Annotated in this window: 15 protein-coding genes and 3 rRNA genes; 17 read left to right on the forward strand and 1 reads right to left on the reverse strand. The window is 40.0% G+C overall.

Annotated elements, in window-relative coordinates; genetic code table 11:
* Nucleotides 1–110: 110 nt before the first annotated feature.
* From ACEPSS_RS05530 to purB, 17 genes are all read left to right on the forward strand, one after another.
* Nucleotides 111–1688 (forward strand): 16S ribosomal RNA (locus ACEPSS_RS05530).
* A 219-nt stretch (nucleotides 1689–1907) separates the two neighbouring features.
* Nucleotides 1908–4823 (forward strand): 23S ribosomal RNA (locus ACEPSS_RS05535).
* A gap of 84 nt (nucleotides 4824–4907) precedes the next feature.
* Nucleotides 4908–5024 (forward strand): 5S ribosomal RNA (gene rrf / locus ACEPSS_RS05540).
* Together the 16S, 23S and 5S rRNA genes form the textbook arrangement of a ribosomal RNA operon.
* A gap of 75 nt (nucleotides 5025–5099) precedes the next feature.
* Nucleotides 5100–5921 carry a hypothetical protein gene (locus ACEPSS_RS05545; protein ID WP_395318132.1) on the forward strand — a complete coding sequence of 274 codons (822 nt, stop codon included), beginning with the start codon at nucleotides 5100–5102 and terminating at the stop codon, nucleotides 5919–5921.
* 194 nt (nucleotides 5922–6115) lie between these two features.
* Nucleotides 6116–6607, forward strand: coding sequence for a 5-(carboxyamino)imidazole ribonucleotide mutase (purE, locus tag ACEPSS_RS05550; protein WP_395318134.1), 492 nt, complete (start codon nucleotides 6116–6118; stop codon nucleotides 6605–6607).
* A complete protein-coding gene (gene purK / locus ACEPSS_RS05555) occupies nucleotides 6597–7733 on the forward strand; it encodes a 5-(carboxyamino)imidazole ribonucleotide synthase (RefSeq protein ID WP_395318136.1) in 1137 nt (378 codons plus the stop codon). Before purE ends, purK begins: the two co-directional genes overlap by 11 nt.
* A complete protein-coding gene (gene purC / locus ACEPSS_RS05560; RefSeq protein ID WP_395318138.1) occupies nucleotides 7720–8448 on the forward strand; it encodes a phosphoribosylaminoimidazolesuccinocarboxamide synthase in 729 nt (242 codons plus the stop codon). The genes purK and purC overlap by 14 nt, the downstream gene beginning before the upstream one ends.
* Nucleotides 8449–8450: 2 nt before the next feature.
* Nucleotides 8451–8705: a phosphoribosylformylglycinamidine synthase subunit PurS gene (gene purS / locus ACEPSS_RS05565; RefSeq protein ID WP_395318140.1), complete on the forward strand. Its 255-nt coding sequence runs from the start codon at nucleotides 8451–8453 to the stop codon at nucleotides 8703–8705.
* A 1-nt stretch (nucleotide 8706) separates the two neighbouring features.
* Entirely contained in the window at nucleotides 8707–9357 is a 651-nt protein-coding gene (gene purQ / locus ACEPSS_RS05570) for a phosphoribosylformylglycinamidine synthase subunit PurQ (protein WP_395318142.1), read from the forward strand.
* Between the two features lie 21 nt (nucleotides 9358–9378).
* Complete coding sequence (purL, locus tag ACEPSS_RS05575; protein WP_395318144.1) at nucleotides 9379–11610, forward strand: phosphoribosylformylglycinamidine synthase subunit PurL; 2232 nt, start codon at nucleotides 9379–9381, stop codon at nucleotides 11608–11610.
* Complete coding sequence (gene purF / locus ACEPSS_RS05580; protein WP_395318146.1) at nucleotides 11592–13055, forward strand: amidophosphoribosyltransferase; 1464 nt, start codon at nucleotides 11592–11594, stop codon at nucleotides 13053–13055. Before purL ends, purF begins: the two co-directional genes overlap by 19 nt.
* Before the next feature lie 24 nt (nucleotides 13056–13079).
* Nucleotides 13080–14132: a phosphoribosylformylglycinamidine cyclo-ligase gene (gene purM / locus ACEPSS_RS05585; RefSeq protein WP_395318148.1), complete on the forward strand. Its 1053-nt coding sequence runs from the start codon at nucleotides 13080–13082 to the stop codon at nucleotides 14130–14132.
* Entirely contained in the window at nucleotides 14120–14710 is a 591-nt protein-coding gene (purN, locus tag ACEPSS_RS05590) for a phosphoribosylglycinamide formyltransferase (protein WP_395318150.1), read from the forward strand. The genes purM and purN overlap by 13 nt, the downstream gene beginning before the upstream one ends.
* Entirely contained in the window at nucleotides 14707–16233 is a 1527-nt protein-coding gene (gene purH, locus ACEPSS_RS05595) for a bifunctional phosphoribosylaminoimidazolecarboxamide formyltransferase/IMP cyclohydrolase (RefSeq protein ID WP_395318152.1), read from the forward strand. Before purN ends, purH begins: the two co-directional genes overlap by 4 nt.
* Before the next feature lie 12 nt (nucleotides 16234–16245).
* Nucleotides 16246–17484, forward strand: coding sequence for a phosphoribosylamine--glycine ligase (gene purD / locus ACEPSS_RS05600; RefSeq protein WP_395318154.1), 1239 nt, complete (start codon nucleotides 16246–16248; stop codon nucleotides 17482–17484).
* Nucleotides 17485–17509: 25 nt separating this feature from the next.
* Nucleotides 17510–19171: a formate--tetrahydrofolate ligase gene (locus tag ACEPSS_RS05605; RefSeq protein ID WP_395318156.1), complete on the forward strand. Its 1662-nt coding sequence runs from the start codon at nucleotides 17510–17512 to the stop codon at nucleotides 19169–19171.
* Nucleotides 19172–19204: 33 nt separating this feature from the next.
* Nucleotides 19205–20500, forward strand: a complete 1296-nt coding sequence (purB, locus tag ACEPSS_RS05610; protein ID WP_395318158.1) for an adenylosuccinate lyase — start codon at nucleotides 19205–19207, stop codon at nucleotides 20498–20500.
* A gap of 55 nt (nucleotides 20501–20555) precedes the next feature.
* Here the strand turns inward: purB and ACEPSS_RS05615 are convergent, their stop codons facing one another.
* Nucleotides 20556–21119 (reverse strand): DNA-3-methyladenine glycosylase I, encoded by a 564-nt coding sequence (locus ACEPSS_RS05615; RefSeq protein ID WP_395318160.1) that lies wholly within the window; start codon nucleotides 21117–21119, stop codon nucleotides 20556–20558.
* Nucleotides 21120–21178 lie beyond the last annotated feature (59 nt).

Genomic DNA, 21178 nt, shown 5'->3' on the forward strand with positions numbered 1-21178 from the left:
GATTACAATAAAGTGTAAGGATAATTTTTAAACTTAGTTTAAAAATTAAACAAATATGCAATGTCAATTTGCAAAAACAAATAAATAAGAGCTAGTAAAGTTCTCATTTCTAAAATGAGAGTTTGATCCTGGCTCAGGACGAACGTTGGCGGCGTGCCTAATACATGCAAGTCGAACGAAGTCGTCCATTTGATTCTTGGTGCTTGCACCGAGATGATTTTGGATCCGACTGAGTGGCGAACTGGTGAGTAACACGTGGGTAACCTGCCCAGAAGAAGGGGATAACACCTGGAAACAGATGCTAATACCGTATAACAACAAGAACCACATGGTTCTTGTTTCAAAGCTGGCCTTTGTGCTAGTGCTTCTGGATGGACCCGCGGCGTATTAGCTAGTTGGTGAGATAATAGCTCACCAAGGCGATGATACGTAGCAGACCTGAGAGGGTAATCTGCCACAATGGGACTGAGACACGGCCCATACTCCTACGGGAGGCAGCAGTAGGGAATCTTCCACAATGGACGAAAGTCTGATGGAGCAACGCCGCGTGAGTGAAGAAGGGTTTCGGCTCGTAAAACTCTGTTGTTAGAGAAGAACAGCTGTGAGAGTAACTGCTCACGGTATGACGGTATCTAACCAGAAAGTCACGGCTAACTGCGTGCCAGCAGCCGCGGTAATACGTAGGTGGCAAACGTTGTCCGGATTTATTGGGCGTAAAGGGAGCGCAGGCGGTTTATTAAGTCTGATGTGAAAGCCTTCGGCTTAACCGGAGAAGTGCATCGGAAACTGATAAACTTGAGTGCAGAAAAGGATAGTGGAACTTCATGTGTAGCGGTGAAATGCGTAGATATATGAAGGAACACCAGTGGCGAAGGCGGCTATCTGGTCTGTAACTGACGCTGAGGCTCGAAAGCATGGGTAGCAAACAGGATTAGATACCCTGGTAGTCCATGCCGTAAACGATGAATGCTAGGTGTTGGAAGGTTTCCGCCTTTCAGTGCCGCAGCTAACGCATTAAGCATTCCGCCTGGGGAGTACGACCGCAAGGTTGAAACTCAAAGGAATTGACGGGGACCCGCACAAGCGGTGGAGCATGTGGTTTAATTCGATGCTACGCGAAGAACCTTACCAGGACTTGACATCTTCTGCCAATCTAAGAGATTAGACGTTCCCTTCGGGGACAGAATGACAGGTGGTGCATGGTTGTCGTCAGCTCGTGTCGTGAGATGTTGGGTTAAGTCCCGCAACGAGCGTAACCCTTGTCTTTAGTTGCCAGCATTAAGTTGGGCACTCTAGAGAGACTGCCGGTGATAAACCGGAGGAAGGTGGGGACGACGTCAAATCATCATGCCCCTTATGTCCTGGGCTACACACGTGCTACAATGGGCGATACAACGAGTTGCGAAACCGCGAGGTCAAGCTAATCTCTTAAAGTCGTTCTCAGTTCGGATTGCAGTCTGCAACTCGACTGCATGAAGTTGGAATCGCTAGTAATCGTGGATCAGCATGCCACGGTGAATACGTTCCCGGGTCTTGTACACACCGCCCGTCACACCATGAGAGTTTGTAACACCCAAAGTCGGTTGGATAACCTTTTTAGGAGTCCGCCGCCTAAGGTGGGACAGATGATTAGGGTGAAGTCGTAACAAGGTAGCCGTAGGAGAACCTGCGGCTGGATCACCTCCTTTCTAAGGAATAATTCGGAACCTTACATTAATCAAAATCTTGGTCAGTTTTGAGAGTATCTACTCTCTTAATTTTGTTCTTTGAAAACTAGATAATATTATTTTCTGTAATAATTATATTTTTATATAATTGAACCGAGAAATAACCATTGTGTTATTTTTGAGTTTTTTAATTAGTTTTAATCGCTAAAACTCAAATAATTTATAATCCATCGGATTATAGGTTAAGTTAATAAGGGCGCATGGTGAATGCCTTGGTACTAGGAGCCGATGAAGGACGCAACTAACTGCGATAAGCTTCGGGGAGCTGTACGTAAGCTTTGATCCGGAGATTTCCGAATGAGGAAACTCGACCAGTGTTATGACTGGTCACTGTATAGTGAATACATAGCTATGCAGAGGCAGACGTGGGGAACTGAAACATCTAAGTACCCACAGGAATATAAAGAAATTTCGATTCCCTAAGTAGCGGCGAGCGAACGGGGAACAGCCCAAACCGAACCCTTGTGGTTCGGGGTTGTAGGACTGAACATTTGAGTTACAAAAGTATTTGATAGTTGAAGTAGTTGGGAAGCTACACCAAAGAGAGTGATAGTCTCGTAAACGAAATCAAATACCCTCAGTTCAGGATCCTGAGTACGGCGACACACGTGAAACGTCGTCGGAATCTGGGAGGACCATCTCCCAAGGCTAAATACTCCCTAGTGACCGATAGTGAACCAGTACCGTGAGGGAAAGGTGAAAAGCACCCCGGAAGGGGAGTGAAATAGTTCCTGAAACCATGTGCCTACAAGCAGTCAGAGCCCGTTAATGGGTGATGGCGTGCCTCTTGTAGAATGAACCGGCGAGTTACAGTTGCATGCAAGGTTAAGCCGAAAAAGCGGAGCCGTAGCGAAAGCGAGTCTTAATAGGGCGTATTAGTATGTTGCCGTAGACCCGAAACCAGGTGATCTACCCATGTCCAGGATGAAAGTGCGGTAATACGCACCGGAGGTCCGAACCCGTGTACGTTGAAAAGTGCTGGGATGAGGTGTGGGTAGCGGTGAAATTCCAAACGAACTTGGAGATAGCTGGTTCTCTCCGAAATAGCTTTAGGGCTAGCCTCGGAATTAGAATCATGGAGGTAGAGCCACTGTTTGAGCAAGGGGTCCATCTAGGATTACTGAGTTCAGATAAACTCCGAATACCATTGATTTATGTCCGGGAGTCAGACGATGAGTGATAAGATCCATCGTCGAAAGGGGAACAGCCCAGACCGCCAGTTAAGGTCCCTAAATATATGCTAAGTGGAAAAGGAAGTGGAGTTGCATAGACAACTAGGATGTTGGCTCAGAAGCAGCCACCATTTAAAGAGTGCGTAATAGCTCACTAGTCGAGTGATTCTGCGCCGAAAATTTACCGGGGCTAAGCATATTACCGAGACTGCGGACGCAACTATGTTGCGTGATAGGAGAGCGTTCTAAGGGCAATGAAGGTAGACCGTAAGGACTACTGGAGCGCTTAGAAGTGAGAATGCCGGTATGAGTAGCGAAAGATCAGTGAGAATCTGATCCACCGAATGACTAAGGTTTCCTGGGGAGGGCTCGTCCACCCAGGGTTAGTCGGGACCTAAGCCGAGGCTGAGAAGCGTAGGCGATGGATAACAGGTTGAGATTCCTGTACTAGTTAATTATGTTTGAACGATGGAGGGACGCAGTAGGCTAAGATATGCACACGATTGGAAATGTGTGTTCAAATCGTAAGTCAGTTTAAGAGTTAAATGCTTTTAAGCGCGTTGACAAGCGATGATGAGGATCGAAATTTAAGTAGAGAAGTATCTGACGTCACACTGCCGAGAAAAGCTTCTAGTTAGTAATTAATTACCCGTACCGCAAACCGACACAGGTAGTCGAGGAGAGTATCCTCAGGTGAGCGAGAGAACTATCGTTAAGGAACTCGGCAAAATGACCCCGTAACTTCGGAAGAAGGGGTGCTGGCCTCACGGCCAGCCGCAGTGAAAAGACTCAAACGACTGTTTATCAAAAACACAGGTTTATGCAAAATCGTAAGATGAAGTATATGGGCTGACGCCTGCCCGGTGCTGGAAGGTTAAGTGGAAGTGTTAGCTTCGGCGAAGCACCGAAATGAAGCCCCAGTAAACGGCGGCCGTAACTATAACGGTCCTAAGGTAGCGAAATTCCTTGTCGGGTAAGTTCCGACCCGCACGAAAGGCGTAACGATTTGAGTACTGTCTCAACGATAGACTCGGTGAAATTAAGATACCTGTGAAGAAGCAGGTTACCCGCGACAGGACGGAAAGACCCCATGGAGCTTTACTGTAGCTTGATATTGGGTGTTTACATAACTTGTACAGGATAGGTAGGAGCCATAGAAGCCGGGACGCTAGTCTCGGTGGAGGCGTCAGTGGGATACTACCCTTGTTATGTGAACACTCTAACCCTGCGCACTGATCGTGCGCGGAGACAGTGTCTGGTTGGCAGTTTGACTGGGGCGGTCGCCTCCTAAACAGTAACGGAGGCGCTCAAAGGTTTGCTTAGAATGGTTGGAAATCATTCCTAAAGTGTAAAGGCAAAAGCAAGCTTGACTGCGAGACATACAGGTCGAGCAGGGACGAAAGTCGGACTTAGTGATCCGGTGGTACCATATGGAAGGGCCATCGCTCAACGGATAAAAGCTACCCTGGGGATAACAGGCTTATCTCCCCCAAGAGTTCACATCGACGGGGAGGTTTGGCACCTCGATGTCGGCTCATCGCATCCTGGGGCTGTAGTTGGTCCCAAGGGTTGGGCTGTTCGCCCATTAAAGCGGTACGCGAGCTGGGTTCAGAACGTCGTGAGACAGTTCGGTCCCTATCCGTCGCGGGCGCAGGAAATTTGAGAGGAGCTGTCCCTAGTACGAGAGGACCGGGATGGACATACCGCTGGTGTATCAGTTGCGCCGCCAGGCGCATTGCTGAGTAGCTATGTATGGATGAGATAAACGCTGAAAGCATCTAAGTGTGAAACTCGCCTCAAGATGAGATTTCCCATTCCTATATGGAAGTAAGACTCCTGAAAGATGATCAGGTAGATAGGTTAGAAGTGGAAGCGTAGTGATACGTGAAGCGGACTAATACTAATCAGTCGAGGACTTAACCAAGTAGAATGAAGATACAATGGAAGTTAATCGGAAGAAAATAATATTGTCTAGTTTTGAGAGAACAAAGTTCTCAAAGAAAAATAGTGTGGTGGCGATAGCCTGAAGGATACACCTGTTCCCATGCCGAACACAGAAGTTAAGCTTCAGCACGCCAAAAGTAGTTGGGGGATCGCCCCCTGCGAGGATAGGACGTTGCCACGCAATAGATAAAAGGTCGATAACTCTGGTTATCGGCCTTTTTTATAACAGTTAGAATTAAGGTTTAAAGAGGTTAATATGAAAAAGTTAAATAATAAAGAAGCAATTGGATTAAAGAGTTTAAAACAATATTTAGAAAATGAAGGATACAAATATTTTTTAGTTTATGAAACAGGATCACAGCTATTATCATTAGCAAACGAAACTAGTGATGTTGATTTTTATGTATTTTATGTTCCAACTAAAATGGAATTACTAACGCAAAATTTGGAAAAAGAAAAATTTGTAAAATTAAATAACTGTGAAGTGAAGTTAATTGCCATTCCAGAATTATTTCATTTAATTATGAAAGGCGATCCCAATATAATTGAAACCTTTTTCCAAAAAGCATTTATGATTGGAAGTTATCAAGATAATCAAACGATGTATGAACAATTATCTAAACTTTCAGAAAGTTTAGATGAAAATCGAAACTTACTGGTTTATTTAAGCAGTGGTCGTTTTATTCGATCTTGTGTTTGGATGATGCGAAATAATGTCAAAAAGTTACGCCCAAGTAAGAGATATATTGGGAATGGATCATTTGGGAAGACACTTTTTGAATACGTTAAGGAATATTTATACGCAAGTAAGTTTTTACAACAAATTGAAAATCATAATAACAATGATTTTGAACAGATTATCTTCCCAAATCAAAAAACTTTGGAACAATTAAAGAAGTTTAAAGCGATTAAAAAGTACAATCGTAAAATTAGAAATGATGTTTTTGTAAAATATAACTATAAAAAATTAAATCAACAATATCGTTTTGCTAGAACTAATCATAAATTTGATAGATTCGACAAAAAAGCAAAAATTTTACTTGATAAATTAGTAAGAGATACTCCAGTTTACTATTAAATATAGGCTTTTGCCGATGAACGACTGAATTCGAAAGATAATTCAGTCGTTTTTTTATAGGTTAAATTTGTGTAAAACGCGAACATTAAAAACTATTTTTGAATAAAAAGTTACTTTTAATTGACATTAATAGAGCCTATATGGTTTAATTTGTATGAAAGATTGAGAAAACGCGAATTATAAGGAGATTATTAATGGCGAACGTTATGATTGTAATGGGATCTATTTCCGATTGGCCTACCATGAAGGAAGCCGCTAAAGTTTTAGATGACTTGGGTGTTTCATATGACAAAAAAATTATTTCAGCTCATCGAACTCCTGATTTATTAACTAAATTTGCTAAAAGTGCCTTAGACAATGGTGTTTCAGTTATCATTGCGGGTGCTGGTGGAGCTGCCCATTTACCAGGCATGATTGCCGCTAACACAATCGTTCCAGTAATCGGGGTTCCCGTTAAAAGTAAGGCACTTAATGGACTTGATTCATTATTAAGTATCGTCCAAATGCCATCTGGGGTTCCAGTAGCAACCGTTGCGATTGGAACTTCAGGCGCCAAAAACGCAGGGTATTTAGCTGCACAAATGCTTGCCATGACAGATTCAAAAATTAAAGAAAATGTCATTAACTTCAGAAAAGCTGCTGCACAAGGTGTCTTAGAAAGTGAGGCCAAGCTTGATGAAGAATAAGCTAATCATACCTCCCGCAACCATTGGAATCATTGGTGGTGGGCAGTTAGGTCGCATGATGGCCGAAGCTGCTAAGCCAATGGGTTACAACGTGATTATTTTAGATCCACAACCAAATTCCCCAGCTGGTCAAGTTTCCGATGATCAAATTGTGGCTGAGTATGATGATGTGCAAGCTTTAACGAAACTTGCTAAACGTTGCGATGTTTTAACTTATGAATTTGAAAACGTTGATACTGATGCTTTAAAACAAGTTTCAGATTTAGCGAGTGTGCCACAAGGAACGAATCTCTTAAAAATTACTTCAGATCGTTTACTAGAAAAAGAATTTATTCAAAAGACTGGATTACCAGTCACCAAGTTTGCCAATGTCGCTTCGATTGAAGATCTTCCTGCCGCTGCTGCTAAAATTGGGTATCCTGCCATTTTAAAAACGCGGAGTGGTGGTTATGACGGTCACGGTCAATGGAACATTGATAACGAAAGTGAAATGCAAGCAGTTTTACATAAATTAACTGGGAAAATTGATGTACCGCTCATTTTGGAAAAGAAATTAGCGTTTGATCAAGAAATTAGCATCATGGTAACTCGTGATGGAAATCAAGAAGTGCGAACTTGGCCAATTGCGCAAAATACGCATCAAGATCATATTTTAAAAACGACCGTGGTTAACGATGAATTACCACCTAAATTGGTTCAAGCTGCTCATCAATATGCTGGTAAAATTGCGCATGCCTTAGAGTTAAATGGAGTTTTAGGAATTGAAATGTTTGTCGTTGGTGACGAGGTTTACGTTAATGAATTAGCTCCTCGTCCTCACAACTCAGGTCATTATTCAATTGAAGGTTGTAACGTTTCGCAATTCGAAGGACATATTCGCAGCATCACCGGCTTACCAATTGCGCAAATCAAGCAAGTTGATGATTCAATTCGGATGATTAATTTATTAGGTGATCAACTTACCCAAGCCCGAAATGACTTAGTTAATCATCCAGAATGGCATTTTCACGATTACCAAAAGGATCAAATTAAACCCAAACGAAAAATGGGACATATCACAGTTTTAGGTGCCGAAAACAGTGCTGCTTTAGCAGAATGGGAGAATACACATCATGAAAACATTTAAAAAAGGGGATCAAATTACTGAAGGTAAAGCAAAGGTTATGTTTGCAACTGATGATCCCGAGGTTTTATGGGTACACAGTAAAGATCAAGCTACTGCTTTAAACGGAAAAAAGAAAGTCGCAATTGCCAACAAAGGTTATTACACCAACCATATTAGTTCGTTACTATTTAAATATTTAAATGATCAGGCAATTCCAACTCATTTTCTTAGTATAGAAAGTGATACCGATGTCGTAGTTAAACGCTTAAAAATGATTCCTTTAGAAGTGGTGGTGCGAAACTTTGCTTCTGGACATTTTGTAACACGATTTGGGGTTGCTAATATGTTGAAATTAGATCCTCCTGTTCAAGAATTTTATTACAAATCAGATGCTTTAGATGACCCAATGATTAATGACTCGCAAATTCGGGCTTTAAAAATTATTGATGAAGCACAAATTAAAGCCATTCAAGCGCAAGCCCTTAAAATTAATGCTGAATTAAAAGCCTTATTTAATCAAATCAACATTGATTTAGTTGATATTAAATTCGAATTTGGGTTCACTAGTGAAGGCAAAATAATTTTAGGTGATGAACTTTCACCTGATAACATGCGGCTCGTTGATCAAGCTACTGGTAAATCACTTGATAAAGATGTCTTTAGAAAAGAAACTGGAAATTTAATTGATGGTTATGCAGTTGTCTTGGATCGCTTGCAAAAGGAATTAGGAGAATAAATATGTATTTTGGAAGAGTATATGTTTCATACAAAAAATCAGTTTTAGATCCTCAAGGGGAAGTTATTAAAACCGGATTAACGCATATGGGTTTTGAAAAAATTGAATCGGTGAAACAAGGAAAATATTTTGAAATTAAATTTGCTGCTAATGACTTAGAAGATGCTGAAAAGGAATTAGTAAAAATGACTGAAGCGCTTTTAATCAATGCTAATACTGAAACCTATCGTTACGATTTAAAAGAATTGGAGGATTAGCATGAAAGCTGCTGTGATTCAATTTCCTGGTTCGAATTGTGATATGGATATGATACATGCTTTACAAGAATTTAATGTTGATACGACTTTGGTTTCGCATAATGCGACTGATTTAAGTGAATACGATGCCATCTTTCTGCCCGGGGGCTTTTCTTTTGGTGATTACCTCCGTTCTGGGGCAGTGGCCCGTTTTTCTCCAATTATGGAAGCTGTTAAGCAAGCCGATGAAGCCGGTAAAACCATCGTCGGAATTTGTAATGGTTTTCAAATTTTGACAGAAGCAGGGCTCTTACCTGGACAACTAATGCAAAATGAACATCCGGGCTTTATCTGTGATGAAGTTAAATTGCAAGTTACCAATCCGAATACTGAATTTAGTCAAGCCTATCAAACTGACCAAATTACTTTACCAGTTGCCCATGGAGAAGGACGTTATTACGCTGATCAAGCGACCATTGATTCCTTAGAAAAAAACAAGCAAATTGTGTTTAAATATCAAACCAATGTCAATGGATCGACTGATGACATTGCCGGAATTACTAATCAAAAAGGGAATGTTTTAGGGATGATGCCTCATCCAGAACGTGCCATTGAAGCAATTTTAGGTAACACTGATGGTAGAAAATTATTTGAGAGTATTTTAGATAATTAGTTGATAGACAAGGAGTACGTTATGGTAAAAGTTCCGGAACCAATGAAAAATGAACCCACCCCAGAAGAAATTAAAAAAAATAAAGTTTACCTTGATTGGGCTTTAACCACTGAAGAATACGATTTGATTTGTGAACATTTGCATCGTTTACCAAACTATACGGAAACCGGATTATTTGCCGCCATGTGGTCTGAACACTGTTCATATAAGAAATCAAAACCAGTTTTACGTAAATTCTGGTCGAAAAATGAACGAGTTTTACAAGGACCTGGTGAAGGGGCCGGAGTTTTGGACATTGGTGATCAACAAGCGGTGGTCTTCAAAGCTGAATCACATAATCATCCCTCAGCCGTTGAACCTTATGAAGGAGCGGCCACTGGAGTCGGTGGAATTCTCCGTGATATTTTTTCAATGGGAGCCCAACCAATTGCAGTCTTAGATAGTTTACGATTTGGTGAGTTAAATAATAATGATACGAAACATTTGGTTGATGGTATCATTGCTGGAATTGCCGGTTATGGAAATGCGATTGGAATTCCAACGGTTGGTGGTGAAATTGGGTTCGATGCCACTTATCAAGGGAATCCACTAGTTAACGTAATGGCAGTTGGATTGTTAAATCAATCTGATATGCAAGTTGGTAAAGCTGAAGGAGTTGGGAACCGCGTTTTATACGTTGGTGCTAAAACCGGTCGGGATGGAATTCATGGTGCCACTTTTGCTTCTAGTGACTTCGATAGTGGAGTTGAAAAGAATCGTTCTGCGGTTCAAGTTGGTGATCCATTCTTAGAAAAATTAGTGATGGACGCAACCATCAAAGCGATTCGTGAACATGGTGACGCCATTGTTGGAGTTCAAGATATGGGAGCCGCTGGACTAGTTTCCTCATCTGCCGAAATGGCTGACGAAGCTGGAACTGGTGTTTTACTTGACTTAGATAAAGTTCCGCAACGAGAAACGAACATGACGCCTTATGAATTGATGTTGTCAGAGTCACAAGAACGGATGCTTCTAGTTGTTAAAGCTGATCAAGTAGCTGAAGTTGCTAAAGTATTTGAAGATGCCGGTTTGTCGGCCGTTGACATTGGTGAAGTCACTGATAACGGAAAATATGTTTTATCATTTGCAGGTCAAACGGTGGCAGATGTGGACGTTAACTATTTAACTAATCCACCTAAGCAAGTTATGCAAGTAACCAAACCTAAACGGCTTAACGATGATTCTCAAAAGCAATATCAACCAGAAATTACTGATCCAAGTCAAACACTGACTGATTTATTAAAACAAAGCACAATTGCTTCCAAAGCTACCTTATTTAAACATTTTGATAGCATGGTTAGAACAAATACGGTGATTAAACCTGGTGGCGATGCTGCGGTAGTTAGAATCAAAGGAACCAGTAAAGCCTTAGCAATGACGACTGACATTAGTGGTCGTTATACTTACCTCAATCCGAAAATTGGGGGAGCATTGGCAGTTGCCGAGGCTGCTCGAAACATCGTGGCAACCGGAGCTACTCCCATTGGAATTACCGATTGTTTGAATTTTGGTGATCCCGATGACCCAGAAATCTATTATGAACTTGATCAGTCCTGTGAAGGAATTAATGACATGGCTAAGGTCTTAAATACGCCGATTATTTCAGGAAATGTTTCTTTGTATAACGAAACTGATGGTCAAGCCATTTATCCAACCCCAATGGTGGGAATGGTTGGATTACTTGATGACGTTAACAAAGCTACCACCATTAATTTTAAAAATGCGGATGATTTAATTTACTTAGTTGGGGAAATTAAACCTGATTTTAATGGAACTGAATTGCAAAAAATGATAACTGGTAACATTGAAGGCAATTTAAATGATTTTGATAAAGATATTGAAAAACAACATCAACAGTTAGTACTTGCGGGAATTGACCAAGGTTTAATTAATAGTGCCCATGATGTTGCGGAAGGTGGTCTCGGAGTTACCATCGCAGAAATGACGTTTAACACTGATTTTGGGGCAAACGTTAAACAAGCAATGCCAGCTAGCTGGTATTTTGCCGAAACTCCATCACTCTTTGTTGTAACCGTTAAACCAGAACATCAAGCACAATTTGAAAAATTGGCGGGCAACCAAGCTCACCGAATTGGTAAAGTAACTACCGACACACAACTTCAGCTGGCAGCTCTTGATCAAGATATTACAGTTAATAAAAATGAAATTGAAAAGGGTTATCAGGAGGCAATCACATGGCAATTGAACCACTAAAATCTGCTAATTCATTAAATGAAGAATGTGGAATTTTTGGAGTTTGGGGCGTGCCCAATGCTGCAGAATTAACTTTTTACGGATTACATGCATTACAACATCGTGGCCAAGAAGGGGCTGGAATTGTTGCTAACAACCATGGTCATTTGTGGCAAGAACGCGGTTTAGGTTTACTTAGTACGGTATTTGCCGATCCTCAAAAATTAAAAAATTTAAAAGGTGATGCTGCTTTAGGTCATGTTCGTTATGCTACTGCTGGCTCTGGTGGAGTCGAAAATATTCAACCTTTTATGGTGAACTTTAGCGACATGCAAGTCTCTTTAGCTCATAACGGAAATATTACAAATGCTAAAACCTTACGAAAACAGTTAGAAGACGAGGGAGCAATTTTTCAATCATCTTCAGATACTGAAATCTTGCTTCATTTAATTCGTCGTTCTCATAAAGCTACTTTTCCAGAACAACTAAAGGATGCTTTAAATCAAATTCACGGTGGCTTCGCGGTCTTACTGATGACTCCCGATGCAATTTATGCTGCTCTAGATCCACATGGTTATCGTCCGTTTGTGATTGGTCAATTACCAAATGGATCATATGTGGCAACTAGTGAAACGGCGGCTTTAAATGCCGTTGGAGCAAAATTTGTGCGCGATGTGCAACCTGGTGAATTGATTACGATTAATGATCAAGGAATGAAGATTGATCACTATACGACCCACACTACTTTAAATATTGATTCAATGGAATATATTTACTTTGCTCGTCCTGATTCTGATATTTATGGGGTAAACGTCCACCAAGCTCGGAAACGAATGGGAAAACGGTTAGCTAAAGAAGCACCAGCTGATGCCGATATTGTGGTTGCAGTCCCTAATTCTTCACTTTCCGCTACGATGGGTTACGCTGAAGCTTCTGGGCTTCCTAATGAAATGGGTTTAATTAAAAATCAATATATTGCTAGAACCTTTATTGAACCAACTCAAGAACGACGTGAACGTGCCGTTAGAATGAAATTGAGTGCCATTCCTTCTGTTTTAAAGGGCAAACGAGTCGTTTTAGTTGATGATTCGATTGTGCGAGGAACCACTTCCAAATACATTATTCGGATGTTACGTGAAGCAGGTGCCAAAGAAGTGCACGTGCGCATTGCTTCGCCAGCCTTTAAATATCCTTCATTTTATGGAATTGATATGCAGACCACGAAAGAATTAATGGCTGCTAATAATTCCGTTGAAGAAATGCGGAAAAAGATTGGGGCTGACTCACTTGAATTTTTATCAACACAAGGCTTGATTGATTCAATTGGATTAGAACATGAAGGAAAGGGTTCAGGATTAACGACCGCTTATTTTGATGGTCATTATCCTTCTCCCATTTATGATTATGCACCTGAGTTAGCTGCACAAGAAAAAACCGGAGAAGTTACTTTTGATCCTGAAGTTTAACCAAACTAGGTAAGGAGAATTGGAATGGGAAAAGATGCTTATGCCAAAGCCGGAGTTGACATTCATGCTGGAGACGAGGCAGTCCAAAAAATGCGTTCGGCTGTTGAAGCTACTTATACGCCTCAAGTTTTAACTGGACTAGGTGGATTTGGCTCTGTTTTTGAAATACCAGCTGGATACAAGCATCCAGTTTTAGTTAGTGGAACCGATGGTGTGGGAACGAAGTTATTGTTAGCCATTGGTGCTGATAAACACGATACGATTGGCCAAGATTTAGTCGCGATGGTCATGAATGATATTATCGCGGAAGGGGCTAAACCACTCTTTTTACAAGATTATATGGCGGTTGATAAAATGCGTCCGGAAACAGTTGCAGAAACGATTGGCGGAATTGCCAAAGCAACTAAAGCAGTGGGTGCAGCATTAATTGGTGGTGAGTCTGCTGAGCTTCCTGGATTATATGCCGAAAAGCATTATGATTTAGCGGCTTTTGGAGTGGGAATAGCCGAAAAAGATGAAATTCTTGATTCACAACAAAATGCGGAAGCAGGCGACATTTTACTGGGCTTACCAGCTTCAGGAATTCATTCCAACGGATATTCGTTAGTTCGTTCCGTATTTGACATTCAAGCACCAGCTGATTTTCAAAAATTACCTAAAAAGCTCCAAGCACAACTACTAACGCCAACTACGCTTTACTATCCTGTCATTAGTAAACTACTTGATGAACATCGAATTACCGGAATTAGTAACATTACTGGTGGTGGAATTGTTGGTAATTTGCCTCGGGCTTTCAGTGACCAATTACAAGCTAAAATCACCTGGGGAAGTTGGCCGATCTTAGATATTTTCAATACTTTACAACAAAAAGGCCAGTTAAGTACCGAAGATATGTTAAGCACCTTTAATAATGGGTTAGGGATGATTTTAATTATCAAACCGGCTCAATTAAATTACGTGTTGAACTACTTTAAAGAAACTAAGCAGCCAGTTTACGAAATTGGAAAGTTACAATCTAAGCCTAAGGTAAATGATGCTGGGGTCGTTTTTGAAGGAGTATCTCCATGGAAAAAATAACGCGGTTGGCCATTATGGCATCTGGAAACGGAACTAATTTTGCGGCTCTAATTGCTTATATTAAAAAAGAAAAATTACCCGTTGAAATTGTCCGGTTGGTCGTTGATCATGATGACGTCAAAGTCATTCAACTTGCGAAAGCTGCCAATGTTCCGGTTTTTATGATTAACTACAAAGATTATCCTAATCGGGGTGAAGCGGAAAAACAGATTTTAACCCAATTAGCTGCTGATCAAATTGACGGAATTTTATTAGCCGGATACATGCGGATTCTTACGCCACAATTTGTGCAAGCCTATCCTCAACGAATCATTAATATTCATCCAGCATTATTACCCAGTTTTCCTGGGATTCACGGAATTGATGATGCCTATCATTACGGCGTTAAGGTAACAGGGGTCACAATTCACTTCGTCAATGATGGTGTTGATAGTGGTCAGATTATTGCCCAAGAACCGGTCCGAATTGAAGCAGATGACTCATTAGATTCACTCGAAGCGAAGATACATGCTGTCGAACATCAGTTATATCCAAAAACATTACAGAAGTTGATTACAGAGGGAGTATTTAAATCATGAGAAGAGCATTAATTAGCGTTTCTGATAAAAGTGGTGTGGTTGAATTTGCCAAAGGTTTACAAAAATTAGATTTTGAAATTGTGTCAACTGGTGGAACTTTTAAAGCATTACAGGATGCGGGTGTAGATGTTACTCCAATCGAAGAAGTAACTAATTTCCCTGAAATGTTAGATGGTCGAGTTAAGACCCTTCATCCAAATGTGCACGGTGGTTTATTAGCTCGTCGCGATGTTCCAGCTCACATGCAACAATTAAAGGAACAAAACATTACGCCCATTGATTTGGTGGCCGTTAATCTTTATCCCTTTAAAGAAACCATTGAAAAACCAGAGATTACCGAAGCGGATGCCATTGAACAAATTGATATTGGTGGTCCTTCAATGCTTCGTTCTGCCGCTAAAAACTATCACGATGTTTTAGCAATCGTTGATCCAGCTGACTATCAAAAAGTGTTAGATGCTCTTCAAAATCATACTGATTCAGAAGAATTTAGAAAAGGCTTAGCTGCTAAAGTATTCAGACACACAGCCGCTTATGATGCTTTAATTTCGCAATATCTAACTGGTCCAGAATTTACCCAAAAAGTTACGAACACCTATGAATTATTCGAACCATTACGTTATGGGGAAAACGCGCAACAAAAAGCTGCTGCTTATCGTGACGCAATTGCGGAACCATATTCGGTTTTAAATGCTAACATCTTACATGGAAAACAACTTTCATATAACAATATTCGAGATGCAGATGCTGCTTTAAGAATTATTTCAGAATTTAAAGAACCAGCCGTTGTAACGGTTAAACACATGAATCCCGCTGGAATTGGACTTGGTAAGAACATTGAAGAAGCTTGGGACAAAGCCTATGAAGGTGACGATATTTCGATCTTTGGTGGAATTGTTGCTTTGAACCGTCCAGTTGACTTAGCTACTGCTAAAAAATTACACAGTATCTTCCTAGAAATTGTAATTGCACCTAGTTTTGATGATGATGCTTACGAAGAATTAGCTCGGAAAAAGAACCTTCGTTTACTATCACTTCCATTTACTAATAAAATTCCTCAAAGAATCGAAACCACTTCAGTATTGGGTGGGGCAGTTATGCAAGATCGTGATTTAGAAACTGAATCAATTGCTGATTTGAAAGTTGTTTCGAAAAAGCAACCAACTGAAGCCCAAATGAAAGCCATGGTCTTTGCACAAACGGCTGTTAAATACGTTAAATCAAACGCAATTGTGGTGGCAAGTGAAGGTCAAACGCTTGGAATTGGCGCAGGTCAACCAAACCGAATTGACTCTGTAAAAATTGCAATTGATCATGCGGAAACCAAACCAAGTTACAAAGATGCCGTTCTTGCATCAGATGCTTTCTTCCCAATGGATGATTCCGTTGAATACGCTGCGAAACACGGCATCGATGCCATTATCGAACCAGGTGGCTCAATTAGAGATCAAGATTCAATTGATAAAGCAAACGAATTAGGGGTTGCCTTAGTCTTTTCAGGTAATCGTCACTTTAAGCATTAAGGAGTTTTCGCAATGGCAAAAGTATTAATAATTGGTTCTGGCGCACGGGAACATACCATTGCCCAAACCTTTCAACGTAGTTCTCAAGTTGAGGAAGTCTTTGTCGCTCCGGGAAACTTGGGCATGAATGAAACTGGAATTTCCACTGTTGAGATTCCAACCAATGATTTTTCCGCTTTGATTAAGTTTGCTAAAGCCCAACAAATTGATTTAACTTTTGTGGGAAACGAAGCCCCATTGGTTGATGGAATCGTGGACGCCTTTGAAACAGCTGGATTAGCCATTTTTGGACCGAACCGACAAGCGGCTAAACTGGAAGGATCCAAAGCCTTTATGAAAAAGTTATTAGCAGAGGCTAAGATTCCCACTGCTCAAGCTAAAACAGTCACTAATTTGGAAGATGCAGAAGCAGTTGCAGATGAGTTGGGTTATCCAATTGTGGTCAAAACGGATGCTTTGGCAGCCGGTAAAGGGGTTTCGATTCACCAAACTAAAGCTGCAGCAGATGAATTTTTAACTAATTTATATCAACAGCAACCCGATGCGAAGTTAGTTATGGAAGAGTATTTGGCAGGGTTTGAGTTTTCAATTTTCTCGTTAGTGGGTAAAAAGCAAGTTGTTCATACGCCGATTGCTCATGATTACAAGCGCCGCTTTGAAAATGACCGAGGTCCAAATACGGGAGGCATGGGTTCATATAGCCCAGTCGCTCGTGTTTCCAAGCAGAATCTTGACTTGGCAATTAATCAATTAGTCATGCCAACTTTGGCTGCCATGAAAAACCAAGGAACCCCATTTTACGGAGTTCTATATACGGGAGTGATGCTCACTAAATCTGGTCCCAAAGTAATTGAATTTAACGTTCGGTTTGGTGATCCAGAAACCCAAGTTGTTTTACCACAACTACAAAGTGATTTTTATACGTTAATTAAAGGATTATTAGACGGTGAACCAGTTCAAACAAAATGGCAAACAACGGATACTTATTTAGGGGTCGTGCTCGTTAATCCAAATTATCCAGCCGCTAATCATCAAGTTTATCCGGTACCTAATTTTGATAATCAAATCTTGGTTAATTATGCTAGTATTAAAGAAGTAAAAGGTGACCAATTTGTCAGCGACGGTGGTCGAATTTTAACAACGGTTGTTCATGCCAGTACTTTAGCTTTAGCACGTCAAAAAATTTATTCCATTTTAGATCAAACGAAGATGAGCTTAGCTTATCGAAATGATATTGGTAAATTAGATTAATTAAAAACACAATTGGGGTGGAAAAATGAAAAGTGATATTGAAATTGCACAAGCAGCAACAATGTGGCCAATTGAAAAGGTAGCCGAAAAAGCTGGTTTTACTGATGAAGAAGTAATTCCGTATGGGAAAAACACGGCTAAAATTGATTTAGACGAAAAGTTACATGAGCAAAAAGATGGTAAATTAATTTTAGTTACTTCAATTAACCCAACTCCAGCTGGAGAAGGTAAATCAACGGTTGCTGTTGGTTTAGCGGATGCTTTAAACTTATCCAATCACAAAACTATGTTAGCTTTACGTGAACCTTCACTTGGACCGGTTATGGGAATGAAGGGTGGAGCTACTGGCGGAGGAATGTCACAAGTCTTACCAATGGATGACATTAATCTTCACTTTACTGGTGATTTTCATGCTTTGACGATTGCCCAAAATACGTTAATGGCTTTGGTTGATAACAGTATTTACCAAGGTAATAAATTAAACTTAGATCCACGTCAAGTTTTGTTAAAACGGGTTTTAGATGTTAATGATCGGGAATTACGTCATCTTGTAGTTGGTCTTGGTGGCCGAACTAGTGGGGTTCCTCGCGAAAGTGGTTTTGATATTACGGCTGCCTCAGAATTAATGGCAATCTTAACTTTATCAACTGATTTAAATGATATGCAACGCAGAATTAATAAAATTGTGGTTGGCTATACATATGATAAAATGCCAGTGACAGTTGCTGATTTGGGCGTTGCGGGGGCAATTACAACTTTATTAAAAGACGCAATTAAACCTAACTTAGTCCAAACGATGGGTCACACCCCAACTTTGATTCACGGTGGTCCGTTTGCTAATATTGCCCAAGGAACTAACTCCGTGCAAGCTACTAAATTGGCTTTGAAGATGGGTGACTATGCAGTTACAGAAGCTGGATTCGGTGCTGATTTAGGTGGAGAAAAATTCTTAGATGTTAAAACACCACTTTTAGGTAAACATCCAGATGCAATTGTGATTGTGGCAACTGTTAGAGCTTTAAAGATGCACGGTGGCATGGATAAAAAAGATCTTAACCATGAGGATTTAGTAGCTCTTAAAAATGGACTTGCCAATCTAGGTCAACACATTAGTAGTATGAAACGTTATGGTGTTCCCGTGGTAGTGGCGGTGAATAAGTTTACCAATGATACTGATGCTGAATTGAAGATGGTGGAAGATTACGCTGAACAACAAGGAGCGAAAGCTTATGCGGCGGATGTTTGGGGTCAAGGTGGTCACGGTGCAACTGATTTAGCTGCCGTAGTAGTTGAAGCAACTGAACAACCAGCTGATTTTCATCCTTTATACCAACCAGATGACAAAATTACCACTAAGCTAGACCAAATTGCTAAAGTCATTTATGGTGGTAAAGGGGTCGACTTATCTCCTAAAGCCCAAAAACAAGTTGCTAGTTTTGAAAAATTAGGTTGGGATAAATTACCAGTGATTGTGGCTAAAACCCAATATTCATTAACTGATGATGCTAAACGAATTGGTAAACCAGAAAACTTTGATATCCACATTCGTGAATTTGTACCTAAGTTAGGGGCTGGATTCTTAGTTGCCATGGCTGGAAACATTTTAACGATGCCAGGTTTGCCTAAAGATCCTGCTGCTAATCACATTGAAATTGATAATGACGGTAAAATTAAAGGTTTGTTCTAAAACAGATATTCGAACTAAAAGGGGAATTTCCAGATGATTGATAGATATTCACGAGAACCAATGAAGAAAATTTGGAGCATGCAAAACCAATACCAAACTTGGTTAGATGTTGAAATTGCAATTGACGAAGCTTGGAATCAACAAGGCATGATTACTGATGAAGAAATCAAAAAAATTCAGGATAATGCAACTTTTGATGCTGATAAAATTGCCGAAATTGAAAAAGAAACTCATCATGATATCGTGGCCTTTACGCGAAACGTTTCTGAATCATTAGGTGAAGAAAAACGTTGGATTCACTATGGAATTACTAGTACCGACGTAGTTGATACGGCTCAAGCGCTTCGTTTAAAACAAGCTAACCAAATTTTACGTGCCGATATTGTGACTTTGATGGAAACCATTAAAGAAATGGCATTGAAATACAAAGATACGGTTCAAATTGGTCGGACGCATGGGGTTCAAGCTGAACCAACAACTTTTGGTTTGAAATTAGCACGTTGGTATTCAGAAATGAAACGGGACTTAAGACGTTTTGATGCTGCTGCTGAAGGCGTTGAAGCTGGTAATATTTCTGGAGCTGTTGGTACCTATGCTTACATGCCACTTGAGATTGAACAATATGTATGTAAAAAATTTGGTCTACGTCCACAAGAAGTCACTAGCCAAGTGTTGCCTCGTGATTTACACGCTGAATACATCGCAACGATTGCCTTAATTGGAACTAGTTTAGAAAACTTTGCGACTGAAATTCGTGGTTTACAAAGATCTGAAATTCATGAAGTAGAAGAATTATTTAATAAAGGTCAAAAAGGTTCTTCAGCAATGCCACATAAACGTAACCCAATTGGTTCAGAAAACATTACTGGATTAGCTCGGACTTTACGCGGCTTGATTACCACTGCCTACGAAAATGTTTCTTTATGGCACGAACGTGATATTTCCCATTCTTCTGCAGAACGAATTATTTTACCAGAAGCAACAACTTTATTAGATTACATGTTACATCGCTTTAACGGGATCTTGAGTAATTTAGTTGTTTTCCCTGATCGGATGAAGGAAAATATGAAGATTACTTATGGATTAATCTTTAGTCAACGTGTAATGCTTGAATTGATTGAAAAGGGCATGAGTCGGGAAGAAGCTTATGATTTAGTTCAACCACTAACGGCTAAAGCCTGGGATGAACATCAACAATTTAAACCATTAGTTGAAAATAATAAAGAAATTACAAAAAAACTTTCTCAAGCAGAAATTGATGAAATCTTTGATTACCATTATCAAATTCGTCATGCTGATGAAATCTTTAAACGAGTAGGTTTGGAATAAAAAATAAAACGATTGAATTCTGATGTGAATTCAATCGTTTTTTGTATATCTGAATTTATTTAGAAAAACAATCATTTTCATGATCGTTTACCATGCCACCGGCTTGCATAAATGAATAAATTACAACGGGACCGGTAAAGCTAAAGCCTAATGCTTTAAGTTTTTTACTAATCTTAGTTGATAATTCTGTCTTACTAGGAACGGCACTGTGATCTTTAACGGAATTGATAATGGGTTTGTGACCAACAAAATTCCACATTAATTCAGAAAAACTAGTACCTTGGTCATGGAGTTTTTCAATCATTTTAGCGTTGGTAATAATGGCGTTGATTTTTTGTTGGTTACGAATAATTCCAGCATTGTTGAGTAACTCTGGAATTTCTGCTTCCATTTGCGCTACTTGATGATAATCAAAATTGTGAAAAGCTACTTCAAAGTTTTGTTGTTTATGCAGGACGGTTTTCCAACTTAATCCGGATTGCATTAATTCGAGCGATAAAAGTTCAAACATCGATTGGTCATCATAAATCGGCTTTCCCCAAACATTATCGTGATATTCTTGCATTAATTTGTCATCTGTATTTGCCCAGGCACATCTGATTTTTTGATTGTTTTTCATTTTGAGTGTCCTTTCAAAATTAGTATTATTATGACATGTATGTATATTGAAGATACGTA

Source organism: Fructilactobacillus frigidiflavus (assembly GCF_044054575.1).
GTDB lineage: Bacteria > Bacillota > Bacilli > Lactobacillales > Lactobacillaceae > Fructilactobacillus > Fructilactobacillus frigidiflavus.

Excerpts from the sequence above, each read along its gene's own strand:
- purE (WP_395318134.1), top strand. The coding sequence starts at position 6,116 with ATGGCGAACGTTATGATTGTAATGGGATCTATTTCCGATTGGCCTACC.
- purD (WP_395318154.1), top strand. The coding sequence starts at position 16,246 with ATGGCAAAAGTATTAATAATTGGTTCTGGCGCACGGGAACATACCATT.
- purB (WP_395318158.1), top strand. The coding sequence starts at position 19,205 with ATGATTGATAGATATTCACGAGAACCAATGAAGAAAATTTGGAGCATG.
- purC (WP_395318138.1), top strand. The coding sequence starts at position 7,720 with ATGAAAACATTTAAAAAAGGGGATCAAATTACTGAAGGTAAAGCAAAG.
- ACEPSS_RS05545 (WP_395318132.1), top strand. The coding sequence starts at position 5,100 with ATGAAAAAGTTAAATAATAAAGAAGCAATTGGATTAAAGAGTTTAAAA.
- ACEPSS_RS05615 (WP_395318160.1), bottom strand. The coding sequence starts at position 21,119 with ATGAAAAACAATCAAAAAATCAGATGTGCCTGGGCAAATACAGATGAC.
- purM (WP_395318148.1), top strand. The coding sequence starts at position 13,080 with ATGGGAAAAGATGCTTATGCCAAAGCCGGAGTTGACATTCATGCTGGA.
- purL (WP_395318144.1), top strand. The coding sequence starts at position 9,379 with ATGGTAAAAGTTCCGGAACCAATGAAAAATGAACCCACCCCAGAAGAA.
- ACEPSS_RS05605 (WP_395318156.1), top strand. The coding sequence starts at position 17,510 with ATGAAAAGTGATATTGAAATTGCACAAGCAGCAACAATGTGGCCAATT.
- purK (WP_395318136.1), top strand. The coding sequence starts at position 6,597 with ATGAAGAATAAGCTAATCATACCTCCCGCAACCATTGGAATCATTGGT.
- purH (WP_395318152.1), top strand. The coding sequence starts at position 14,707 with ATGAGAAGAGCATTAATTAGCGTTTCTGATAAAAGTGGTGTGGTTGAA.
- purF (WP_395318146.1), top strand. The coding sequence starts at position 11,592 with ATGGCAATTGAACCACTAAAATCTGCTAATTCATTAAATGAAGAATGT.
- purS (WP_395318140.1), top strand. The coding sequence starts at position 8,451 with ATGTATTTTGGAAGAGTATATGTTTCATACAAAAAATCAGTTTTAGAT.
- purQ (WP_395318142.1), top strand. The coding sequence starts at position 8,707 with ATGAAAGCTGCTGTGATTCAATTTCCTGGTTCGAATTGTGATATGGAT.
- purN (WP_395318150.1), top strand. The coding sequence starts at position 14,120 with ATGGAAAAAATAACGCGGTTGGCCATTATGGCATCTGGAAACGGAACT.